19 protein-coding genes and 2 riboswitches are annotated in these 16,085 nt (G+C 47.2%); of the genes, 5 read left to right on the top strand and 14 right to left on the bottom strand.

The window, feature by feature from the left end; all coding sequences use genetic code 11:
- Positions 1 to 36: 36 nt before the first annotated feature.
- From MINF_RS09545 to gcvT, 3 genes are read right to left on the bottom strand one after another with little or no spacing between them, the layout of a single operon-like run.
- The gene (locus MINF_RS09545) at positions 37 to 651 is read right to left on the bottom strand and encodes a hypothetical protein (protein ID WP_012464505.1); all 615 of its coding nucleotides are present in this window, start codon (positions 649 to 651) and stop codon (positions 37 to 39) included.
- Entirely contained in the window at positions 648 to 1,034 is a 387-nt protein-coding gene (gcvH, locus tag MINF_RS09540; RefSeq protein ID WP_012464504.1) for a glycine cleavage system protein GcvH, read from the bottom strand. The genes MINF_RS09545 and gcvH overlap by 4 nt, the downstream gene beginning before the upstream one ends.
- Positions 1,035 to 1,061: 27 nt before the next feature.
- The gene (gcvT, locus tag MINF_RS09535; protein ID WP_238523485.1) at positions 1,062 to 2,183 is read right to left on the bottom strand and encodes a glycine cleavage system aminomethyltransferase GcvT; all 1,122 of its coding nucleotides are present in this window, start codon (positions 2,181 to 2,183) and stop codon (positions 1,062 to 1,064) included.
- 278 nt (positions 2,184 to 2,461) lie between these two features.
- On the opposite strand from gcvT, the gene MINF_RS09530 reads away from it, so the two are divergent.
- Positions 2,462 to 3,022, top strand: a complete 561-nt coding sequence (locus MINF_RS09530; protein ID WP_238523484.1) for a hypothetical protein — start codon at positions 2,462 to 2,464, stop codon at positions 3,020 to 3,022.
- 24 nt (positions 3,023 to 3,046) lie between these two features.
- A complete protein-coding gene (locus MINF_RS11520; protein WP_012464500.1) occupies positions 3,047 to 3,217 on the top strand; it encodes a hypothetical protein in 171 nt (56 codons plus the stop codon).
- Between the two features lie 16 nt (positions 3,218 to 3,233).
- On the opposite strand, the gene phoU is transcribed toward MINF_RS11520, so the two are convergent.
- Complete coding sequence (gene phoU, locus MINF_RS09525) at positions 3,234 to 3,911, bottom strand: phosphate signaling complex protein PhoU (RefSeq protein WP_012464499.1); 678 nt, start codon at positions 3,909 to 3,911, stop codon at positions 3,234 to 3,236.
- A gap of 164 nt (positions 3,912 to 4,075) precedes the next feature.
- Between phoU and MINF_RS09520 the strand changes: the two genes are divergently transcribed.
- From MINF_RS09520 to MINF_RS09510, 3 genes are read left to right on the top strand one after another with little or no spacing between them, the layout of a single operon-like run.
- Positions 4,076 to 4,630: a GNAT family N-acetyltransferase gene (locus tag MINF_RS09520; RefSeq protein WP_012464497.1), complete on the top strand. Its 555-nt coding sequence runs from the start codon at positions 4,076 to 4,078 to the stop codon at positions 4,628 to 4,630.
- A 5-nt stretch (positions 4,631 to 4,635) separates the two neighbouring features.
- A complete protein-coding gene (locus MINF_RS09515) occupies positions 4,636 to 5,058 on the top strand; it encodes a hypothetical protein (RefSeq protein ID WP_012464496.1) in 423 nt (140 codons plus the stop codon).
- Positions 5,051 to 5,668 carry a class I SAM-dependent methyltransferase gene (locus MINF_RS09510; RefSeq protein WP_148205236.1) on the top strand — a complete coding sequence of 206 codons (618 nt, stop codon included), beginning with the start codon at positions 5,051 to 5,053 and terminating at the stop codon, positions 5,666 to 5,668. Before MINF_RS09515 ends, MINF_RS09510 begins: the two co-directional genes overlap by 8 nt.
- 403 nt (positions 5,669 to 6,071) lie before the next feature.
- On the opposite strand, the gene MINF_RS09505 is transcribed toward MINF_RS09510, so the two are convergent.
- The 10 genes from MINF_RS09505 to truB all read right to left on the bottom strand — a co-directional run bounded on the left by MINF_RS09505 (position 6,072) and on the right by truB (position 16,064).
- Entirely contained in the window at positions 6,072 to 7,217 is a 1,146-nt protein-coding gene (locus MINF_RS09505) for an NAD(P)/FAD-dependent oxidoreductase (RefSeq protein WP_048810341.1), read from the bottom strand.
- Positions 7,218 to 7,241: 24 nt separating this feature from the next.
- A complete protein-coding gene (locus tag MINF_RS09500; RefSeq protein WP_048810340.1) occupies positions 7,242 to 7,484 on the bottom strand; it encodes a sulfurtransferase TusA family protein in 243 nt (80 codons plus the stop codon).
- A 12-nt stretch (positions 7,485 to 7,496) separates the two neighbouring features.
- On the bottom strand, positions 7,497 to 7,910 hold the full coding sequence (locus MINF_RS09495; protein WP_048810339.1) for a DsrE/DsrF/DrsH-like family protein: 414 nt from the start codon (positions 7,908 to 7,910) through the stop codon (positions 7,497 to 7,499).
- 293 nt (positions 7,911 to 8,203) lie between these two features.
- A complete protein-coding gene (locus MINF_RS09490; protein WP_012464490.1) occupies positions 8,204 to 8,611 on the bottom strand; it encodes a universal stress protein in 408 nt (135 codons plus the stop codon).
- A 91-nt stretch (positions 8,612 to 8,702) separates the two neighbouring features.
- Positions 8,703 to 10,061, bottom strand: coding sequence for an HlyD family secretion protein (locus tag MINF_RS09485; protein WP_012464489.1), 1,359 nt, complete (start codon positions 10,059 to 10,061; stop codon positions 8,703 to 8,705).
- 1 nt (position 10,062) lies between these two features.
- Entirely contained in the window at positions 10,063 to 11,586 is a 1,524-nt protein-coding gene (locus MINF_RS09480; protein ID WP_079200449.1) for an MFS transporter, read from the bottom strand.
- 117 nt (positions 11,587 to 11,703) lie between these two features.
- Positions 11,704 to 11,779: riboswitch (Fluoride riboswitch) on the bottom strand.
- Between the two features lie 72 nt (positions 11,780 to 11,851).
- Positions 11,852 to 13,609, bottom strand: coding sequence for an efflux transporter outer membrane subunit (locus tag MINF_RS09475; protein WP_148205360.1), 1,758 nt, complete (start codon positions 13,607 to 13,609; stop codon positions 11,852 to 11,854).
- A gap of 18 nt (positions 13,610 to 13,627) precedes the next feature.
- A riboswitch (Fluoride riboswitch) is annotated at positions 13,628 to 13,723 on the bottom strand.
- A gap of 61 nt (positions 13,724 to 13,784) precedes the next feature.
- Positions 13,785 to 14,327: a DUF2165 family protein gene (locus MINF_RS09465; RefSeq protein WP_012464484.1), complete on the bottom strand. Its 543-nt coding sequence runs from the start codon at positions 14,325 to 14,327 to the stop codon at positions 13,785 to 13,787.
- Between the two features lie 62 nt (positions 14,328 to 14,389).
- Entirely contained in the window at positions 14,390 to 15,394 is a 1,005-nt protein-coding gene (locus MINF_RS09460; protein ID WP_012464483.1) for a bifunctional riboflavin kinase/FAD synthetase, read from the bottom strand.
- Positions 15,351 to 16,064, bottom strand: coding sequence for a tRNA pseudouridine(55) synthase TruB (gene truB, locus MINF_RS09455; RefSeq protein ID WP_012464482.1), 714 nt, complete (start codon positions 16,062 to 16,064; stop codon positions 15,351 to 15,353). Before truB ends, MINF_RS09460 begins: the two co-directional genes overlap by 44 nt.
- Positions 16,065 to 16,085: the final 21 nt, after the last annotated feature.

The raw sequence follows: 16,085 nt of genomic DNA, 5'->3' as shown, positions 1-16,085 counted from the left end.
ATCCTTTTATTCTTACGACTATGTCCAAGATCGGGCTCAAGGCCGTAGCCCGCCGGCTGAAGTCATCCTTTTTGCCATGGTTTCATCACGGGAAGGACCAAGATGGCCCTGGCCGCTCCGTCCCCCTGGAAAGCCTTGCGGCCTTGCCGGGCAAGTCATGAAGCCAGGGACGGCAATCCCATGATCGGCATCTGCAGGGACTCCCCGCTTGCTTCCATCCGAAGGGGTAGGCTCATCCCTGAAATCATCGGCTCCTGCGGAATCTTTCCCCCCTCCGAAGATAGGGAGAAACTGTTTTTCTTCTAGGCAAACCGATCTCCTAAAAGGGATCTCTTGCAGCCGGCACCGGAGACTTTTGCTCTCCCCGGTCCTTTTCTTTGGGAGATATCCGCCTTCCCTGTCCAGGGAACGGAGACGTCCATGAAAGGGGAAGACCAAGCGGTCTTTTGGCCTATTCCTTGGATTGCCCTCAGCTGTCCTGTTAGAGTCAAGGCTATCCAAAAGCAGGCTCTCCTCCTTTGCCTTGGCGGCAGTAACCATTGTAAGCAAAAGAAAATCGTTATTCTTGTCAATCATCTTGGAGCTGGGGAGAAAATAATCAAGCTTGTTGGTTCTCTGTAGAGCTAGGTACTCCCCCCCTTTAGAATTCATTCCTTATCTTGTAACAATTCCTGGTAAGCTTCGGCATCCTTAAGGGAGGAAAGTTCATCGGGGTTGGTCATTTTCATCTTGAATATCCATCCTTCTCCATAGGGGTTGCTATTGATTAAAGAGGGTTGTTCAACCAACTGGGTATTCACGGCTAAAATTTCACCGCTGACCGGGGCGTAAAGATCGCTTGCCGCTTTTACCGATTCGACAACCCCGACCACCGCCTTCTGGTTAAAACGTTCTCCTACCTTGGGAAGTTCAATATAGACGATATCCGATAGTTCCCTTTGAGCATGTTCGGTAATGCCCACGGTGGCCACATCACCACTGACGTTGACCCATTCATGGGTGTCCGTGTACAACCGATCGCTTGGAATATTCATAGTAGAAACCTAACTCACGAAACTTGACTATGACCGGGGACTCCTTTTGCTGTAAAGAGGTTTTTTCTGAACTTGGAAAGGATGATACTTGCCCCTGATCTCTATTTCAATAGGGGTGCCTTCCCTGGCATGGGATTTAAGGATATATCCCATCCCTATCATGCGGCCCAACGAAGGGGACCATACCCCGCTGGTGACCTCGCCTTTTTTTTCACCCATGGAAAAAATGGGAGACCCGGTTTTGGGTTGTGGGCAGCCCTCACAAACGGCTACAAAGGCGACGAGAAGATCTTGAAAAGTGTCCTTGAGCCGGAGGAGAGCAGTTTTCCCTGGAAAAAAAGAGGGCTTCGATAAGCACACCGCCTTGGACAACCCGGCTTCCCATGGATTTTTGTCTTCCCTAAGGTCGGTGCCATTTAAAGGAAGGGAAGCTTCAAGCCTGAGAATGTTTCGACTCGCCAGGCCGCAAGGGAGGGCATCGTTTTTTTTGCCTTCTTCAAGAAGTCTATTCCATAGGGCAGATGCGATCGAGCCGGGAAAAAATAATTCAGCTCCCGGCTCTCCCGTGTACCCGGTGCTGGCGATGTACAAGAACTGTTTTTCGAAAATGATTTTTCTAAGAGTATGCTTGGGGAGGGGATCGATCGAAAAAACTCTTTGAAGAATGCTCCAGGATTGGGGTCCTTGGATGGCTATACAGCCCCATTTCTGCCGATTGTCAATGAGACTGACTCCCTCTGGGGGCAAGAGGAGCCGGAGTAGATGGTGATCTTTTTCGGCAGCGTTGGCATTGACAACAAGGAGATAGGCGGTGGAAGAAATACGGTAAAGGAGAAGATCATCGATAATTCCTCCCTCTTCTGTTAACAGCAGGTTATATTGACTCTGGCCGTCTTTTAAAACCGATAAATCGTTTGTCACAATGCTATTAAGCCATTCGGTGGCTTTCGGTCCTTCGACGAAAAATTGCCCCATATGACAAAGATCGAACAGCCCTGCATTTTCCCTTACGGCTCTATGTTCCACGAGGGCTGAATGATAATAGATGGGCATCCACCAACCGGCGAACATCCCCATGTGTGCTCCAAGCTCGATATGGTGTTTATAAAGGAAGGTAACGAGGGGAACAGGAGGAGTTGAGCTCGACACAACTCCATTGTAGCGCAACCCGGTTGTTTTTCAATGGGATAAAAAGGACATTTATCGTCGGGATATCTTTTCAAAAAAGAGGCTGTTGCTTGGACTCCTGGACAAAGAAAAAAATAGGAAAAGAATAAAACGATTAAATCTGTTTATTCTTTTTGACAGCCCTAGGATTAAAAGATAATACTACGTTGTACTTGGATAGAGAATCGAATGCCTTATTTGATCTTTAGGAAAAGTCCTTGTAAGATTATTCTCGAAGTCTACATCTTATGGAGGCGGCCGTGAGCGAGGACGACGAAAATCGTTTTTCCTTGGATGATTTGAACATAAAAGTTCAGCAAGCTCAAGAAATCCTTCTCGACCTGGAGAGAAGAAAGGAAGAGATTGAGCGTCAAAAAAAGCAGCTCGAAGAGCTTCGACAAAAACAGAGGACTTTTGAGGAAGGTCACAAAACGACCGTGGATTTGTTGACGAGGGGCCTTGTCCTGCTTGAAAGACAGGCCGGGGAGTTAAAAAGACAGCTTGAGGAAATCGAAACCATCCATTCCCAATTTAGCGAGCAGCTCAAGGCAATAGAAAATATTCAGCCTTCGAGTTGGGATCCGATGAACCTCGAGGATGAACTGAACAAGGCCCTGGTCACGGTCGAACAGGCAAAATCTATCTACACTCAATATCGAGACAAGTTAGGGGTTAACCAAGAAAAACTGGATGAGGAAGAAGAAGAGGAAGAGGAAGTTCCCTTCCAATTTTGGAACAAGGTCTTGAGTGGATTTGCCTATTCCCTGCCCTTGATTTTAGTGCTCATTGCAGGCTTGGTGATATGGGTTCTAAAAAAATGATCCACTAACCGCAAAAAAACGCCCATGGAAAAAAACGAAGAAGAAGTTAAAGAATACTTATTGAGAGCCGAGCTTTATTCCTCGGCTTTTGCTCATAGAGCCAAGAAAAGAAAAGATCGAAGAAACTTTATTTTACTCTTCCTCTTGCTTTGCTTGGTTCTCCTTTTCCTCTGGCATCGGTGGATTTACCTTTGATCGCAAAAAAAAACGGTTAGCTTTCTTCTCCCGTCGCCTTTTTGACATTGATGAGGCTGGTCTTGTGGCGTATGTCTTTTGCCCTATAAAGATAGTAGACTTCTTCGGCGATGTTTTTGGCGTGATCGGCTGCTCGTTCTATAGCCCGGGAAACGAGCATGAGATTAAGCCCTTGAGGAATGGCATCGGGATCTTCCCTCATGATTTTTACAAGGGTGCTAAAAAGTTCCTTGTTCATTCGATCCACGATTTTGTCTTCCCGGACCACGCTTAATGTTTCCTTGGGGTTTCCCGAAATAAAGCTATCGATGGCTTCTTGATACATTTTTCTGGCGATTTCGGCCATCTTGTCGATGTTGAAAAAAGATTTAAGGGGTGGTTTTTCATTGAGTTGAAGGGCGATCCGAGAAATCGTGACCGCTTGGTCTCCAATGCGTTCAAGATCACTGGAAATTTTTGAAGCGACAAGAGCCAGCCGGCAGTCAATCGCTACCGGGCTATGGGTAGCAATAAAAGTGATGATCTGATCGTCGATTTTAATTTCCAGGGTATCGAGATCTTCATCTCCCTTGATGACGCTTTGGGCCAAGGCATCATTGCGTTCTATTAAAGCCTTGAGAGCAAGTTGGAGATTGCGGGCTGCAATGCTCGCCATTAATAGAAGAGTTTCTCGAATTTCGCCAATGGTTATCATGACACTCTCTCTGTGGATGGATTCAGCCTTTATTTCCTTCTCTTTTCGTCTCCTTTATATAAAAATGGAGGTGGAAAAAAATTACCACAAAAAACGGTGGCAGGGTTGAAAAAATCAAGTAGTTTTTCTTTGTTTGAAACGATTGCTTTTAACCGATTGAAACGGTGATCTTTCCGCTTGTTCTTGAACGAGTCTGGCTCAGGCCTTTTGAAGAAAGTGACGAGAAAAGCATTGTAGAACTCTCGGGAGATCCGGATGCCTCTTGGGGAACGCGACCGATCACTTATCCGGAAAGCCCTGAAAAGGCTCCATCATGGCTTAAAGAACACAGGGCTATGACCGAAAGAGGAGAGACTTTGAGCTTGGCTATCATTTCCAGGGAGCAACCTGTTTTGGTGGGTGCGGTGATCCTTTTTTTTGAGCCCAATCATGATCGAGCTGAAATCGGTTGTTGGATCGGCAAGCCTTACCGCTACAAAGGATATGGTTCTGAAGCCTGCCGGGCGGTGATCGATTATGCATTCGAAAAATTAAAGCTGAATAAAGTTTCTGCTTACTGCCTGGCCCGCAATGCCCCGTCTGTAAGTATGATACGGAAACTCGGGATGAAGTTCGAGGGTTGTTTAAGAAAACATCTTAAGGTCAGGGGCATTTATGAAGATCTCCTCGTATATGGCCTATTAGCCGGGGAAATCGAAGAAAATGCTCAACATGGATAAAAAAGATGAAAGATAAGGAAAACTTCTCCTCTTCAAAACGGCTCAACCCGGTAGGATTTGTTATAGGGGATTATATTGGGGGGATACTTACGGGAGTCCTTGTGGCGTGGGCAGTGCGACTTGTCGTGTCTCCGGGAGTGGACATGGTTTTAGCCATGATCCTGGGAATGGCCGTAGGGATGCTCCTCCACTTAGGGATTGGGTTTTTCCTCGCTCCACTGCTGGGAATGTTTCAAACCATGGTCCCGGGCTCAATGATCGGGATGTATGGAGGTATGCTCTTTGCCATGAGGGATTCGATGGGAGCCGGTTCCCGGTCTCTTCATGAAGCGCTCTTTGTTGGCGCTCTATTCGGAGCGCTCGTCGTGGCTGGCTTTCATATTTATGATCGAGTTTTACAGGGAGAAAGGAAAAATGGAGATGAATAGCCGTCCTCAAGCACGGCAGGTCCGAGAAAAGTGGGACCTGGCCAGTCGTTTTTTCGATTGGATTACTTGGGCCGATGATCAACGTTTTTCCCCGTTTAAATACAGGTTGTTTCAAAAAGTAAGGGGAAAGACTCTACTCGTAGGTGCGGGTACGGGCAAGGACTTCCGCTTTTTACCCCATGATGGAGAAATTGTAGCCATCGACATCAGTCCAAAAATGCTTGAAAGGGCAGCATTGAAAGCGCAATGTTTCCCGGGGACCATCGAACTCAAGGAAGCCGATGTCTGTGCCTTGGATTTCCCCGATGAATCTTTCGACACCGTTCTTAGCGTTTGCACGTTTTGTTCTGTTCCCGACCCTCTTCAAGGAATGAGGGAAATTTACCGGGTATTGCGACCCGATGGGAAATTCTATCTTTTCGAGCATGTGAGGAGTCGCATAGGTCCCCTGGGTATCCTTCTTGATCTCCTTACCCCTCTGTCTCGACGCTTTGGCCCTGATTTGAACAGGGATACGGTGTCAGCCGTTCGCAACAGCGGATTTCGGATCACCAGGGAAGAAAACATCTACTTGGACATCGTTAAATGGATAGAGGCGGTAAAAAGGTAAGCTTGAGTCCGTTTATGTTCCCCTTTTGACGCACTGGGGAAAGCCAAGGAAAGAAAGCTTTTTAAAAAACGACGGGACCAGCTTTCCCAGGGGGATTCTTCCCAGTAGGGTTCTATCCAACAATGAAAGGGGCCTGGCGGGGACTCTCGCTTGGACCTTGCTGGGAGGATAGAACACCGGGCTTGGCTAGAGTTTTATCCCTCCTCTTCGAGCTTTTTCTGGAGCGGCTTTGTTGGAGGCGGGGAAAAAGAACTTGAACCTTTATAAAGTGAGAATAGGAAAGCATCCCCGATAGCCCGCCAAGGCTACCAAAAAACCCAGGGGGGATCTCTTGATGCGACTGCCTACAAAAAAACTCAACAAGGCCCTGCGGGTCTTTAAGTCCAGCTCAGGCTTCCTTGTTTTAGATGATCGCCTTGGGAATAAGATACCAGTAAAATTTGTTAAGAGCTTGTTTTTGAAAATGGATAAACTCGGAAGGGGGTGGAGGTTGGGGCGGGTGTTCATAATCGAAATCAAGCATGGTGGCCTTTCCATACCCCGATTCGATAAAACAGGCAACATGCCCGTTGTAACGGTTTTTCCCCTCTTCTGCGCTAGCCTGCCTAAGGGCCGAGCATATTTGGCTTGCAATAACAGGAGCCTGGAAATGGGCCGTGCTGCCCGCCTTGCTTATCGGCAAATTGGTTGTGTCTCCAAGGGCCCAAACATTTTCTAGACTTGATACTTTAAGCGAATGCCTGTCTGTATTTATCCATCCATCGGCATCCGCGATTTCGTGTCCCCTTAGAAAAGCCGCTCCTTTATGGGGAGGAGTCATGACGAGTAGATCGTAAGGAAGCTCGGTGCCTTCTAAACTCTCCACCACCTTTTTTTCAGGATGGACTTCAGCCAGGTTGAAGAAAAGTTCAGTCTTGATATTTCGTTTTTCAAAATCACTGCGGATGAAATCCGCGGCCGTCTTGATATTGAAAACATCGTTGAGAGGAAAGGTATAGATAATCTCCGTGCGCTGGCGAAGTCCTTTTTTCGTCAAGTATTCTTCCAGCATGAAGGTAAACTCGATGGGAGCGACGGGACACTTGTATGGTAACCCTCCGATGCCGACCACGATCCTTCCCCCGTTGAAATTTTGAAGCTTCTCATAGAGTGCAAAAGCCGCCTCGGGGGTATAAAAATGATCGGCACCTTCTTTAAAGCCGGCTATCTGCTGTTCATCGACAACGGAGCCCGTGGCGATAACCAAGTAGTCGTAAGGATAGGTTTTCTTGGAATGGCCCACGACTTGCCGGTTTTTCGTGTCCAGTTGTTCGACGGGGTCAATTACGAGGGAAACCCTCCGGTTCAAAAGGGATCGTTCAGAGCGTGCAATTTTCCTGGGATCTTGATAACCGAAAGGAATGTAAAGCTGGTAAGGTTGATAGACATGGAGAGGGGAAGCGGTAATGACCGTTATTTCCGCCTCTTGGCTCTTTAAAGACCTCGCCAAAATATTAGCGACGATAGAACCTCCTGTCCCTCCACCCAAAATCACGACTTTTTTTGCCATTGCACACCTCTCAATCGATTCGACTTAGTGGAGTTTTTTGCAGATGAAACGCGTGGCCCCGCCTTCAAGGGGTTCTTCGGCAATGAGTTCATGCTTGGCCTTTTTAATCCACGCGGGAAGATCTTTTTTTGTGCCTTCATCTCCCGAAATCACGGCCACGACATCTCCCACGTTTGCGGACCGGATAAGCCTGATCATTTCCATCAAGGGTCCAGGGCAAAAACTCCCTCGCGCATCCACTTCTTTGGTAATCTTAATGCCTTCCATAATCACCTCCTGTTAGAGAAAGAGAATTTGGCCTCCCGATGCATTTTCGATAAAAGTGCCTACCCCGACGATGTCACTTACCACGGGTTCCAGATCTTCAAGCTTAATCGCCAAAAGATCCATGGTAAGCCCACAGGCATGAACGGTAACATCCCCAATTTCCATGGCTCCCTTCAAAGTATCCAGCCAACTGGGAACTTTCTTAGCTTCCATCGCTTTTAGGGCCTCGGTGGCAAAATCTTCAAAATCCTTGCTCAGCCGCCTATTGGTTTTCCAATCATCTTTTTTAAAAGCTAAAAGCCCGTAAAAGGTAACAAAAATCTGCACCTTTTTTTGCATCGCTGCGGCACCGGAAGCGATTGTTGCTGCGGCAAGAAGCTTATCTACGGTTCCTGAAAAAAGGATAATCGATATTTTTTCTTCCATAAGCACTTCCTTGTTATAACAATTATAAAAGATAACGAAATCCTGTTCAATAAAATTAATGTTTTAATGAAGAAATTGTTCTTGGAAAAACGTTTAGATTTTTTTGGCTTGTTCGAGCCGATGAGGAGCGGGGGGGAGATCATCCCTTTTTTACCTATTCAAGACATGGATCTTCTTATCGGAAGAAAATCTTAAAACCGCTCCTTCACTCTTTGGGCATAAACGGCAAAAAAAACGGCAAACGGGGGGAAACGTTTTAACCCATAAGTTCCCGGGCGAATCGGACAGGGCGATTATTCGACGATCAGGATCGAGCAGGGGCTATGACGAAGAACCCGTTCGGAAACGGAGCCCGTCAGCCAGTACCCGATCCTGGAAAGTCCTCTTCGACCCAATACCACAAGATCGAATTTTCCTTCACGGGCCAGCCGGATAATGTTGTCTGCAGGATCCCCCATGGTTGTTTTTATCTCCACCTCGACCTTTTCTTCCGCCGCTTTTTCCATTGCCCATTTCAGTTCTGAAACAATTTTCCTCCTTTCGAGATCAAATTGGGTGTCTTGATCAAATTCGGGAGGATGGCTGACGGCAAGGACGGTGATTTTTGATCCCCAGGCCTTGGCCATTTTCAAAGCCAAGCTTAAAGCTTTCTTGGCTTTCTCCGATCCGTCATAACCGACGAGGATTTTTTCTAAGGTCATTTTTTAGCCCTTCTAAATATATCGGTATAGGGAGATAACGCTCAAAAAAAAAAAACCTAAAAACGGGCTAAGACTGGACCTAAAAGAGGGGTCAGTTGGAGGGTGGGGAAGGAAAAATTTCCTGTTGTTTTTGACTCAAAGAATTTTCGGCTTGGTTTGGGTTTTCAGCTTGGTCTTGAGAATAGCGGTTTTGTTCAATGATCGACTTGATTAAATGATCTACCCCTGCGAGTTCTTCGGTAAAATAGGGAGAGCTGTAATCGGTTTTCTTGGCTTCGGGCGGAATTTCCGTCAGCGGTTTGAGAACCGACTGCCCTTGGTAGGATACGTTGACCTTGGTTACAACCGATAAGCCAAGCCTCAGGGGATGTTTGCGCAGTTCTGTGGGATCGAGTTTTATTCTTACAGGCACCCTTTCGACAACGTGAATGTAGTTGCCCGTGGCGTTGTCCGGGGGTAAAAGGGAAAAAACGGTTCCTGAACCCGGCTCGATCCCTTCGACTATTCCATGGTAGAGGTAATGCCGCCCGTAGATGTCCGCTCTTATTTTAACCGGTTGACCGGGCCTGATCCTTCTCAGCTCTGTTTCCCTGTAATTGGCTACCACCCAGTAATAGTCCAAGGGGACCACGGACATGAGCAACTTTTCGGGGCTTACTTCATCTCCAACCTGGACAGATCTCCTGGCTATGTAACCGGCTACTGGAGCTACGATCTGGCACCGGTACAAGGCCAGGTAGGCATCTTTAAGTTCCACGGCAGCCTTAAGCACAATCGGGTTGTCCCAAATCGTCGTTTTCTGGATCCAAGCCTCCGTTGATCGCAGTTCATCTTCGAGTTGCCTGATCGTCGATTCGATTTCCGCCACTTTCCATTGTGCATCCACGGCATCTTGAACGGAAACGACCCCCGCTTTGCTTCCCGAGGAATAAAGTCCGAGGTCGTAACGCTGTCGGCCCAGGATCGCTTTTTGTGCCGCTATTTTATGGCGGAGGGATCTAGCTTTATTGAAGAGATCTTCCACCCTGCGCACCGCCATGGCCAGGTTGTGTTGGGCGCTTTCAAAGGCGACCTGTTGTTTGAGTGAATCCAACCGGACGAGTAGTTGGTTTTTTTGGACAAACTGGGTGGATTCGACGAGAACCTCTACTACCCTTCCTGATGTCTGGGCCTTGACGGGAATGACATTACCCGTCACGTAGGCATCGTTGGTTGCAACCCAGCGGCCGGTAAAGAAAAACCACCATAGGGCAACAAGGCAAAGGATCAGGAAAAAAACTAAAAAAGGGCGGTATTTATTGAAAGCAAAAGAAAAAAGATCCCTTTTCCAAGAGCGCCATAGGACTTGGAATAGGCGCTGGAAACTCCCCTTATTTCTTATCCTTTCTTTGTTCCCAAGAAGGAAAGAAAAAAAAATGTTTCTTTTTTTCTCATTTCCCGGCATTTTCATGCTAGATTTGATCTCGTCGTTCTTTGGCCAATAGGATTACTCCGGATAAAACAAGGAAACCGATTCCGCAAAATCGAAAGGCGTCGTTGAGGCTCAGGATAAAGGCGTGAGAGAGGGCGGATTGATCGAGAATTTTTAAAGCTATTTCTCTACCGATTCCTTGCTCTTTGAACTTTGAATAATACTCCATCAAGTAGGGATGGCCGGCATGCAACCATTCATCCAGGCGCATCTTGTGAAAGACGATCCGGTGGTAGAGGATCGTACCGATGATCGGGGAAGCCCAGCCCTGGCCGATGATCCGCATGCTGCTGGAAAGTTCAATGGCCTGGAGTTGGTTTTTAGGGCAAAGGCCTGAAATGATCAGGTTTGTCAGGGGAATAAAAAAAAGGCCTAAGGCGATTCCCTGGATAACAAAAATCAAGGGGGACTGCATCCAAAACCACCTTTTCTGGTAGAAGTCGAAATATCCCATCCAGGTGTATAGAACACCCAGGAGAACGAATACGATGAAAGCATAGAGAGGACTTCTCATTTTCCCCGCAAGCCTGGGAAGGAGGAAAGAGATTGGGGTAGAAAACAGGGCCATGCCCACAAAAAGGGTTCCCGCCCGGTGAGGAGGGAAAAGGTTTTGGTTTTGAAGCCGGACAAGGAGCGTTGTCCATAGGCCGTAAAAAAAGAGAAAGCCAACCGTTAAGCATAGGGAGCCGATAAAAAAATTTTTTCTTAAAAAAAGCCGAACCGGGATAAAAGGGTTTTTCCGGTTCAATTCCACGACAAAAAGACTCAGAAGACAACCGATCCCCAACAGGAATAAAAACTTGATAATCGGAGAAATAAACCACTCGTAATCATCCCCCATGTTGAAAATCGTTTGTGCAGCGCCCAGGCTTAGAAAAAGAAGGATAAATCCTGCCCAATCCCAGGGCTTCTTTTTTGCAACCGCTTCGGTTTCTTTAAACAGGATGTGGAAAAGAAAGCTAAGGATGACAAAGAGAAGGGCAGTTCCATAGAACCAATATCTCCAACTGCTTGCTTCCCTTCCCCAATACTCTTTGCCATAGCCGCCGAGGGAGGGCCCGATCGTAAAAGGAAGAACGCTGGCCACGGCCCCGAGCATCAAGGGAAATACCCTCCATGGATCAGGGGTATTTTCAAACATGAGGCTTTGAGAGTTGATGATCAGCAGGCCACAACTGAGGCCTTGCAGGAATCGTCCTCCCAAAAATAGGTAGAAATCAGGGGCCCATGCGCAGAAAAGGCTGCTGGCCGCAAGAAAAGAAGAAAAGAAAAGGACCGTTTTTTTTCTTCCGTAGCGAAGGCTAAGAGGGGTGGCCATCAACAGTCCGAGACCTTGCCCCAGGAAGAAAAATCCATTGGTCCATGCTCCATGGCTTTGGCTTTGTCCCAGTTCAGCCGTGGCATAGGGAATGATGTCGGTATAGGAGCCGGATTGAAAAAAACAGAAACACTGGAGGATAAAATAGAGGCTGAAAAGAAGAAAAAGTTTAGGGGAATTATTCATTGCCGGTGGCTAAAACCCAGCCCTTTCCCTTGGAACAAGGAAAAGAAAAAAAAGAAGGAGTTGAAATTGATTCTAAAGTTGACCGTTTTCCGCCCCATTCTCATTGTTTTTTTTAGTTTAGAGGTAGGAGCTATCAGCCTTCTTTGAAAAGAACGGCGGTTAACGGTCGGCGAGCCCCATCGCCCAATAAGAGTAAGCTGTTTTTTTTATAAGCTTGGATTGATTTATTTTCAACTCAAAAGTTCTCTTTTCTTTGCATTTTTGATCAGTTTTTGGACTGGTTTTGTTGGAAGGATGGTTTTTTCATTGAACTGTCCGCCCATCCTCCACCAAAGGCTCGAATGAGGGCAATCCTGACGATGAATCTTTCCCCGCGCAAGGCGATATCCGTAAGTATGGCATTAAGCCAGACGCTTTCGGTGGTATCGACTTCGATGTAATGGGAAAGACCTCTTTGAAACCTGTCTAGGGCCAGGTCATACTGTTTTTTTGCGGAGGCTACCACTTCGTCTTCGACTTTTTGCTCTTCTTCCAGCAACCGCATGCCTATTAAAGCATTTTCTACTTCTTCAAACGCCGAAAGAATGGTTTCTCTATAGGAAGCAACCGCTTTTTCATACGCCGCCCGGGCCTGCATCAAGTTGGCCAATAATCGGCCGCCTTCAAAAATCGGCAGATCGATTAAAGGTCCATAAATCCATGAATTGGAAGGCCAGGTAAAGAGCTGGCCAAAGTCGGTATTGAAAAAACCAAAATAAGCATTGAGATTGACCGAGGGAAAATAAGCGGCATAGGCTACCCCGATCATGGCGTTGGTCGCCGCCATTTCCCTTTCAGCCTGGGCTATATCCGGCCTTTGCTCTAAAATGTCCGAGGGTAGACTTTGGGGAACATGAGGAGGATCTTCTTTAAGGGGTTTCCTTGGAAAATGGAAGGTTGAAGCGGGTTGGCCCAGGAGCCGGGCAATGGAGTTTTCTACTTTCGCCCTATGGCTTTCCAGGGCTATATACTGTGCTTTTATCCGGGAAAGATCGGTTTTTGCCCTGGCTAGATCCAACTCGTTGGATAGCCCGCTTTTGAACCGAATTTCAACTCTTTTCAGGTTGTCTTCGTAAACATGGATCATCCGCTCCATGACTTCGAGCTGGCTGTCGATATATCGCAACAGGTAATAAGCCTGGGCCACGTCGGCATGGATCGTCAGTTTCATTCCTTCCAGTTCGGCTTGCGAAGCTTGAGCCTCGGCCTTGGCCGCTTCGAGCTGCCTTCTTAATTTCCCCCATATGTCGAGTTCCCAGTTGGAGTTAAGGTAGACCTGCCACATGTTCAGGGTAGGCTGAAAACCATAGTATTGGGTCGATCCGATGATGGAGCCCGAAGGGATAGGGATGCCATTCTGGCCCAGCAAGGGAACGGTGGAAAAAATAGGTTCAGGCAAAATGAAAGGAAGCCAGGGAAGATGGGTTTTGAGTTTCCAGCGCTGGTAGCTGGGAGTGAAATTGGTATGGGGGAAAAAAGCACTTAAGGCCGCTCCTACTCCTGCACGGGCTTCAATGACGTTGGCCATTGCCATTTTAATCTGTTGGTTTGCTACTTCGGCCTCGGCTTCGAGTTGATCAAGGACCGGATCGTTGAAGATCTTCCACCACTGCCCTTTTTTGACGAAATCCTTGGGGGCAGCCAACTTCCACTTTCCCGGGTTTTTCCTGGCTTCTTCAATCGCTCTTTTTATATTTTCTTCGCCTTGCAGGTCATTGCCTCCCCAGGCTGTTTTTTTCTCTTCGATTTGCGGCTTTTCCCTGGAATGGGAGCCTTTGGGATCGGGTTTTTGTTCTCCCCATTTCCAGTTTTGGGGAACCTCGAGCTTGGGAGGCTTGTAATCGGGACCGACCGAACAGCCCACGAGGCTAATAAAAGTTGAGCCCAAAATCCATGGGGAGAAAAGAAGAAGGAGGGGAGGAGGGCCGTGCAAAAAGGGAAGGAGGATAACTTTTTTTGGCTTGCCCCTTCGTATGAATTTCATCTGTTTGCATCCCAGGTTGTTGAAGTAGGAGTTATCAGCCTTTCTTTTCAAGAAAGGAGGTTTTCCCAAGTACTTCGAACCGGCGGGACGGCAAACTCCATTGCCAGGGATTTCGTTTTCTTGCTAGCGAATATTCTTTTAAAAAAGAGTTGTCAAATTTTTTTGTAAAAAAATTTTACATCTGAAGGAAGCGGTTCTCTTCGGGTTCGGGTTGCACAAAGAAAAAGAAAAAAACCAGGGTTAAAATAGCCATTCTAAAAGCTTGGGGCAAGGCATTGAACGCCGGGCTCCTCCACATCTGGAACCATTCCCCCCCTCCAAGAATGAAAAAAAAGAGCCATCCACAAAGTCCAAGAAAAAGGCCGATGGTTCCCCAGCTTTTGGCACGATGAAAATCCTCCCTCGATCTAAAAAGGTTTTTAAAAAGCAGTCCTGTGCCCCAAAAAAGGATACTCCCGCAACTTCCCTCCCACGCGATAAGGCAGTTGTAGATGAGAAGCTCCAGGTTGTGGGATTTCCAGGCGCGAGAGTGAAGGGGAGAGCCTTGGGGAATGGAATCCATGAACAAGATGTGATGGACAAACTGGAAGTTGGCTTCGTAGTCCAGCACATTATCAAGAGCGGTCAAGAGAAAATAAAGGGAAAAGAACAAAAGGATGAGGACCTTTGAAAGCCGGACCCAAAATACAAGGGTAGGGATTTTAGCAGGGTTGAACATGAGAGAGGGGCAAGGTTTTTTTTAGCATAACCCAGGCTACGGCCAAAGCCCTTTTGGGATAATTAAAAGAACTTCGGCATAAAAAATTCCTTTGCTTTCTGGATATCTTTTTCTATCTGCGATTTAAGCTCGGGTAAGGAAAGAAATTTTTTTTCTTCCCTCAGGAACTGGAAGTTGAACAGGGAAAGTTTCTCACCGTAGAGATCTCCACTGAAATTGAGGAGATGAACTTCCAGCACAAGCTCCCCCCCATCCTGTACTGTTGGTCTTCGACCGTAGTTGGCAACGCCGAAAAAAAATTCATTTTTGTATTCAACTTGGCAGCCGTATACCCCGGGAGGAGGCAGGAGCTGGGCAATGCCCTCGAGATTGGCTGTCGGGAAGCCTATTTCCTTGCCTGCACCCCGTCCCGCCGCAACATATCCCTCGATTTTGTAACTGCGGCCGAGCAGCTCCGAGGCAAGCCAGAAGTTTCTTTGGACGATCGCTTTTCTGATTCTTGTACTGGAGATCGGTTCTCCGTATCGGATTAAAGGAGGAACAACCACGGTTTGAACCCTTAAATTTCTTCCCCTTTCCTTTAAGAAAGCCACGTTGCCCTCGGCATTCAAGCCAAATCGAAAATCTTCGCCCACGACGACAGCTCGCAGTCTTGGAAAGATTTTTTTCAGCGTGATTAAAAAGAGTTCCGCTCGAAGTTGCCTCAATCTTTGATCGAACTGAACAAACAGGATATGCTTGATCCCGTATAAATGGAGGAGGTTTTTTTTCTGGGATAGGGAAAGCAGTGAAGGGGGAGCCTGCTCGGGGGAAATAACCGCCAAGGGGTGGGGATCGAAGCTTAAAACAAGGCAGTTTTCCGCAGTGCCCAAGGAAAGCAGTCTTTCTAGGATCTTCTGATGGCCCAGGTGGAGACCGTCAAAAACCCCTATGGCGATATTCTCTATTTGGGGATTTTCTCCAAGGGCAAAAAAGGAGAAGACCTCTACTTGTTGAGGATCGTCAGCCAAGGGAACGTCTTTTTCATTGCCTGCGGATTCTTGAGACTTGGGGGAGGGTAAGCACATGGTTTAAAAGTTCTTCGGGGCTCTTTAAAGAATTAAGGAAATCAAAAGAAAGAGCCTGGTTCAACTTGAAATTTCCGGATTGGAGGCGTACTAGAGAAAAAAGGTGCCCTCCACAACCCAAATCCTGCCCAATGTCATGGCAGTAGGTGCGGACGTAAAATCCCTTTCCGCAAACAACTTCAAAATGTATGAAGGGAGAATCCCATTTCTTAATCTCATAGCTGTAAACGTGGACGAGGCGGGGCTTCCTTTCGATTTCTTTTCCTTCCCTGGCCAGCTTGTAGAGGGGCACACCATGGCTTTTGATAGCCGAGATCATGGGCGGGACCTGGTAAAAATCCCCGACATAGCGATCAAAAACTTTCTTAATTTCTTCCAAAGAAAGGGGGGGAACGGGCTTTTCTTCGACGAGTTGCCCATCGGAATCTTGGGTTAATGTTGATTGCCCGAGCCGCAATACCCCTTCGTAGCGCTTGTCTTCAGACATGAGCAAATCTTGAATCTTGGTGGCTTTCCCTAAAACGAGCACAAGCAACCCTGTAGCCAGGGGATCCAAGGTCCCGCAATGACCGACTTTTTTAATTTTGAATTTTTTCCTTACAAAATCGACCACGTCATGGGACGTAAAGCCTTTAGGTTTATCTACCAGTAATACCCCGTCTATATCCATGTGCTGTGTCTTGAAGAGTTG

The organism is Methylacidiphilum infernorum V4, assembly GCF_000019665.1.
GTDB classification, from domain to species: Bacteria; Verrucomicrobiota; Verrucomicrobiia; order Methylacidiphilales; family Methylacidiphilaceae; genus Methylacidiphilum; species Methylacidiphilum infernorum.
The sequence above is the reverse complement of the archived record's forward strand: the minus strand, read 5'-3'. Positions and strand labels throughout refer to the sequence as shown.

Coding starts and splice junctions, on each gene's coding strand:
- MINF_RS09545 (WP_012464505.1), bottom strand. CDS start 651: ATGAATTCTAAAGGGGGGGAGTACCTAGCTCTACAGAGAACCAACAAG.
- gcvH (WP_012464504.1), bottom strand. CDS start 1,034: ATGAATATTCCAAGCGATCGGTTGTACACGGACACCCATGAATGGGTC.
- MINF_RS11520 (WP_012464500.1), top strand. CDS start 3,047: ATGGAAAAAAACGAAGAAGAAGTTAAAGAATACTTATTGAGAGCCGAG.
- phoU (WP_012464499.1), bottom strand. CDS start 3,911: ATGATAACCATTGGCGAAATTCGAGAAACTCTTCTATTAATGGCGAGC.
- MINF_RS09515 (WP_012464496.1), top strand. CDS start 4,636: ATGAAAGATAAGGAAAACTTCTCCTCTTCAAAACGGCTCAACCCGGTA.
- MINF_RS09510 (WP_148205236.1), top strand. CDS start 5,051: ATGAATAGCCGTCCTCAAGCACGGCAGGTCCGAGAAAAGTGGGACCTG.
- MINF_RS09505 (WP_048810341.1), bottom strand. CDS start 7,217: ATGGCAAAAAAAGTCGTGATTTTGGGTGGAGGGACAGGAGGTTCTATC.
- MINF_RS09500 (WP_048810340.1), bottom strand. CDS start 7,484: ATGGAAGGCATTAAGATTACCAAAGAAGTGGATGCGCGAGGGAGTTTT.
- MINF_RS09495 (WP_048810339.1), bottom strand. CDS start 7,910: ATGGAAGAAAAAATATCGATTATCCTTTTTTCAGGAACCGTAGATAAG.
- MINF_RS09490 (WP_012464490.1), bottom strand. CDS start 8,611: ATGACCTTAGAAAAAATCCTCGTCGGTTATGACGGATCGGAGAAAGCC.
- MINF_RS09485 (WP_012464489.1), bottom strand. CDS start 10,061: ATGAAAATGCCGGGAAATGAGAAAAAAAGAAACATTTTTTTTTCTTTC.
- MINF_RS09480 (WP_079200449.1), bottom strand. CDS start 11,586: ATGAATAATTCCCCTAAACTTTTTCTTCTTTTCAGCCTCTATTTTATC.
- MINF_RS09475 (WP_148205360.1), bottom strand. CDS start 13,609: ATGAAATTCATACGAAGGGGCAAGCCAAAAAAAGTTATCCTCCTTCCC.
- MINF_RS09465 (WP_012464484.1), bottom strand. CDS start 14,327: ATGTTCAACCCTGCTAAAATCCCTACCCTTGTATTTTGGGTCCGGCTT.
- MINF_RS09460 (WP_012464483.1), bottom strand. CDS start 15,394: ATGTGCTTACCCTCCCCCAAGTCTCAAGAATCCGCAGGCAATGAAAAA.
- truB (WP_012464482.1), bottom strand. CDS start 16,064: ATGGATATAGACGGGGTATTACTGGTAGATAAACCTAAAGGCTTTACG.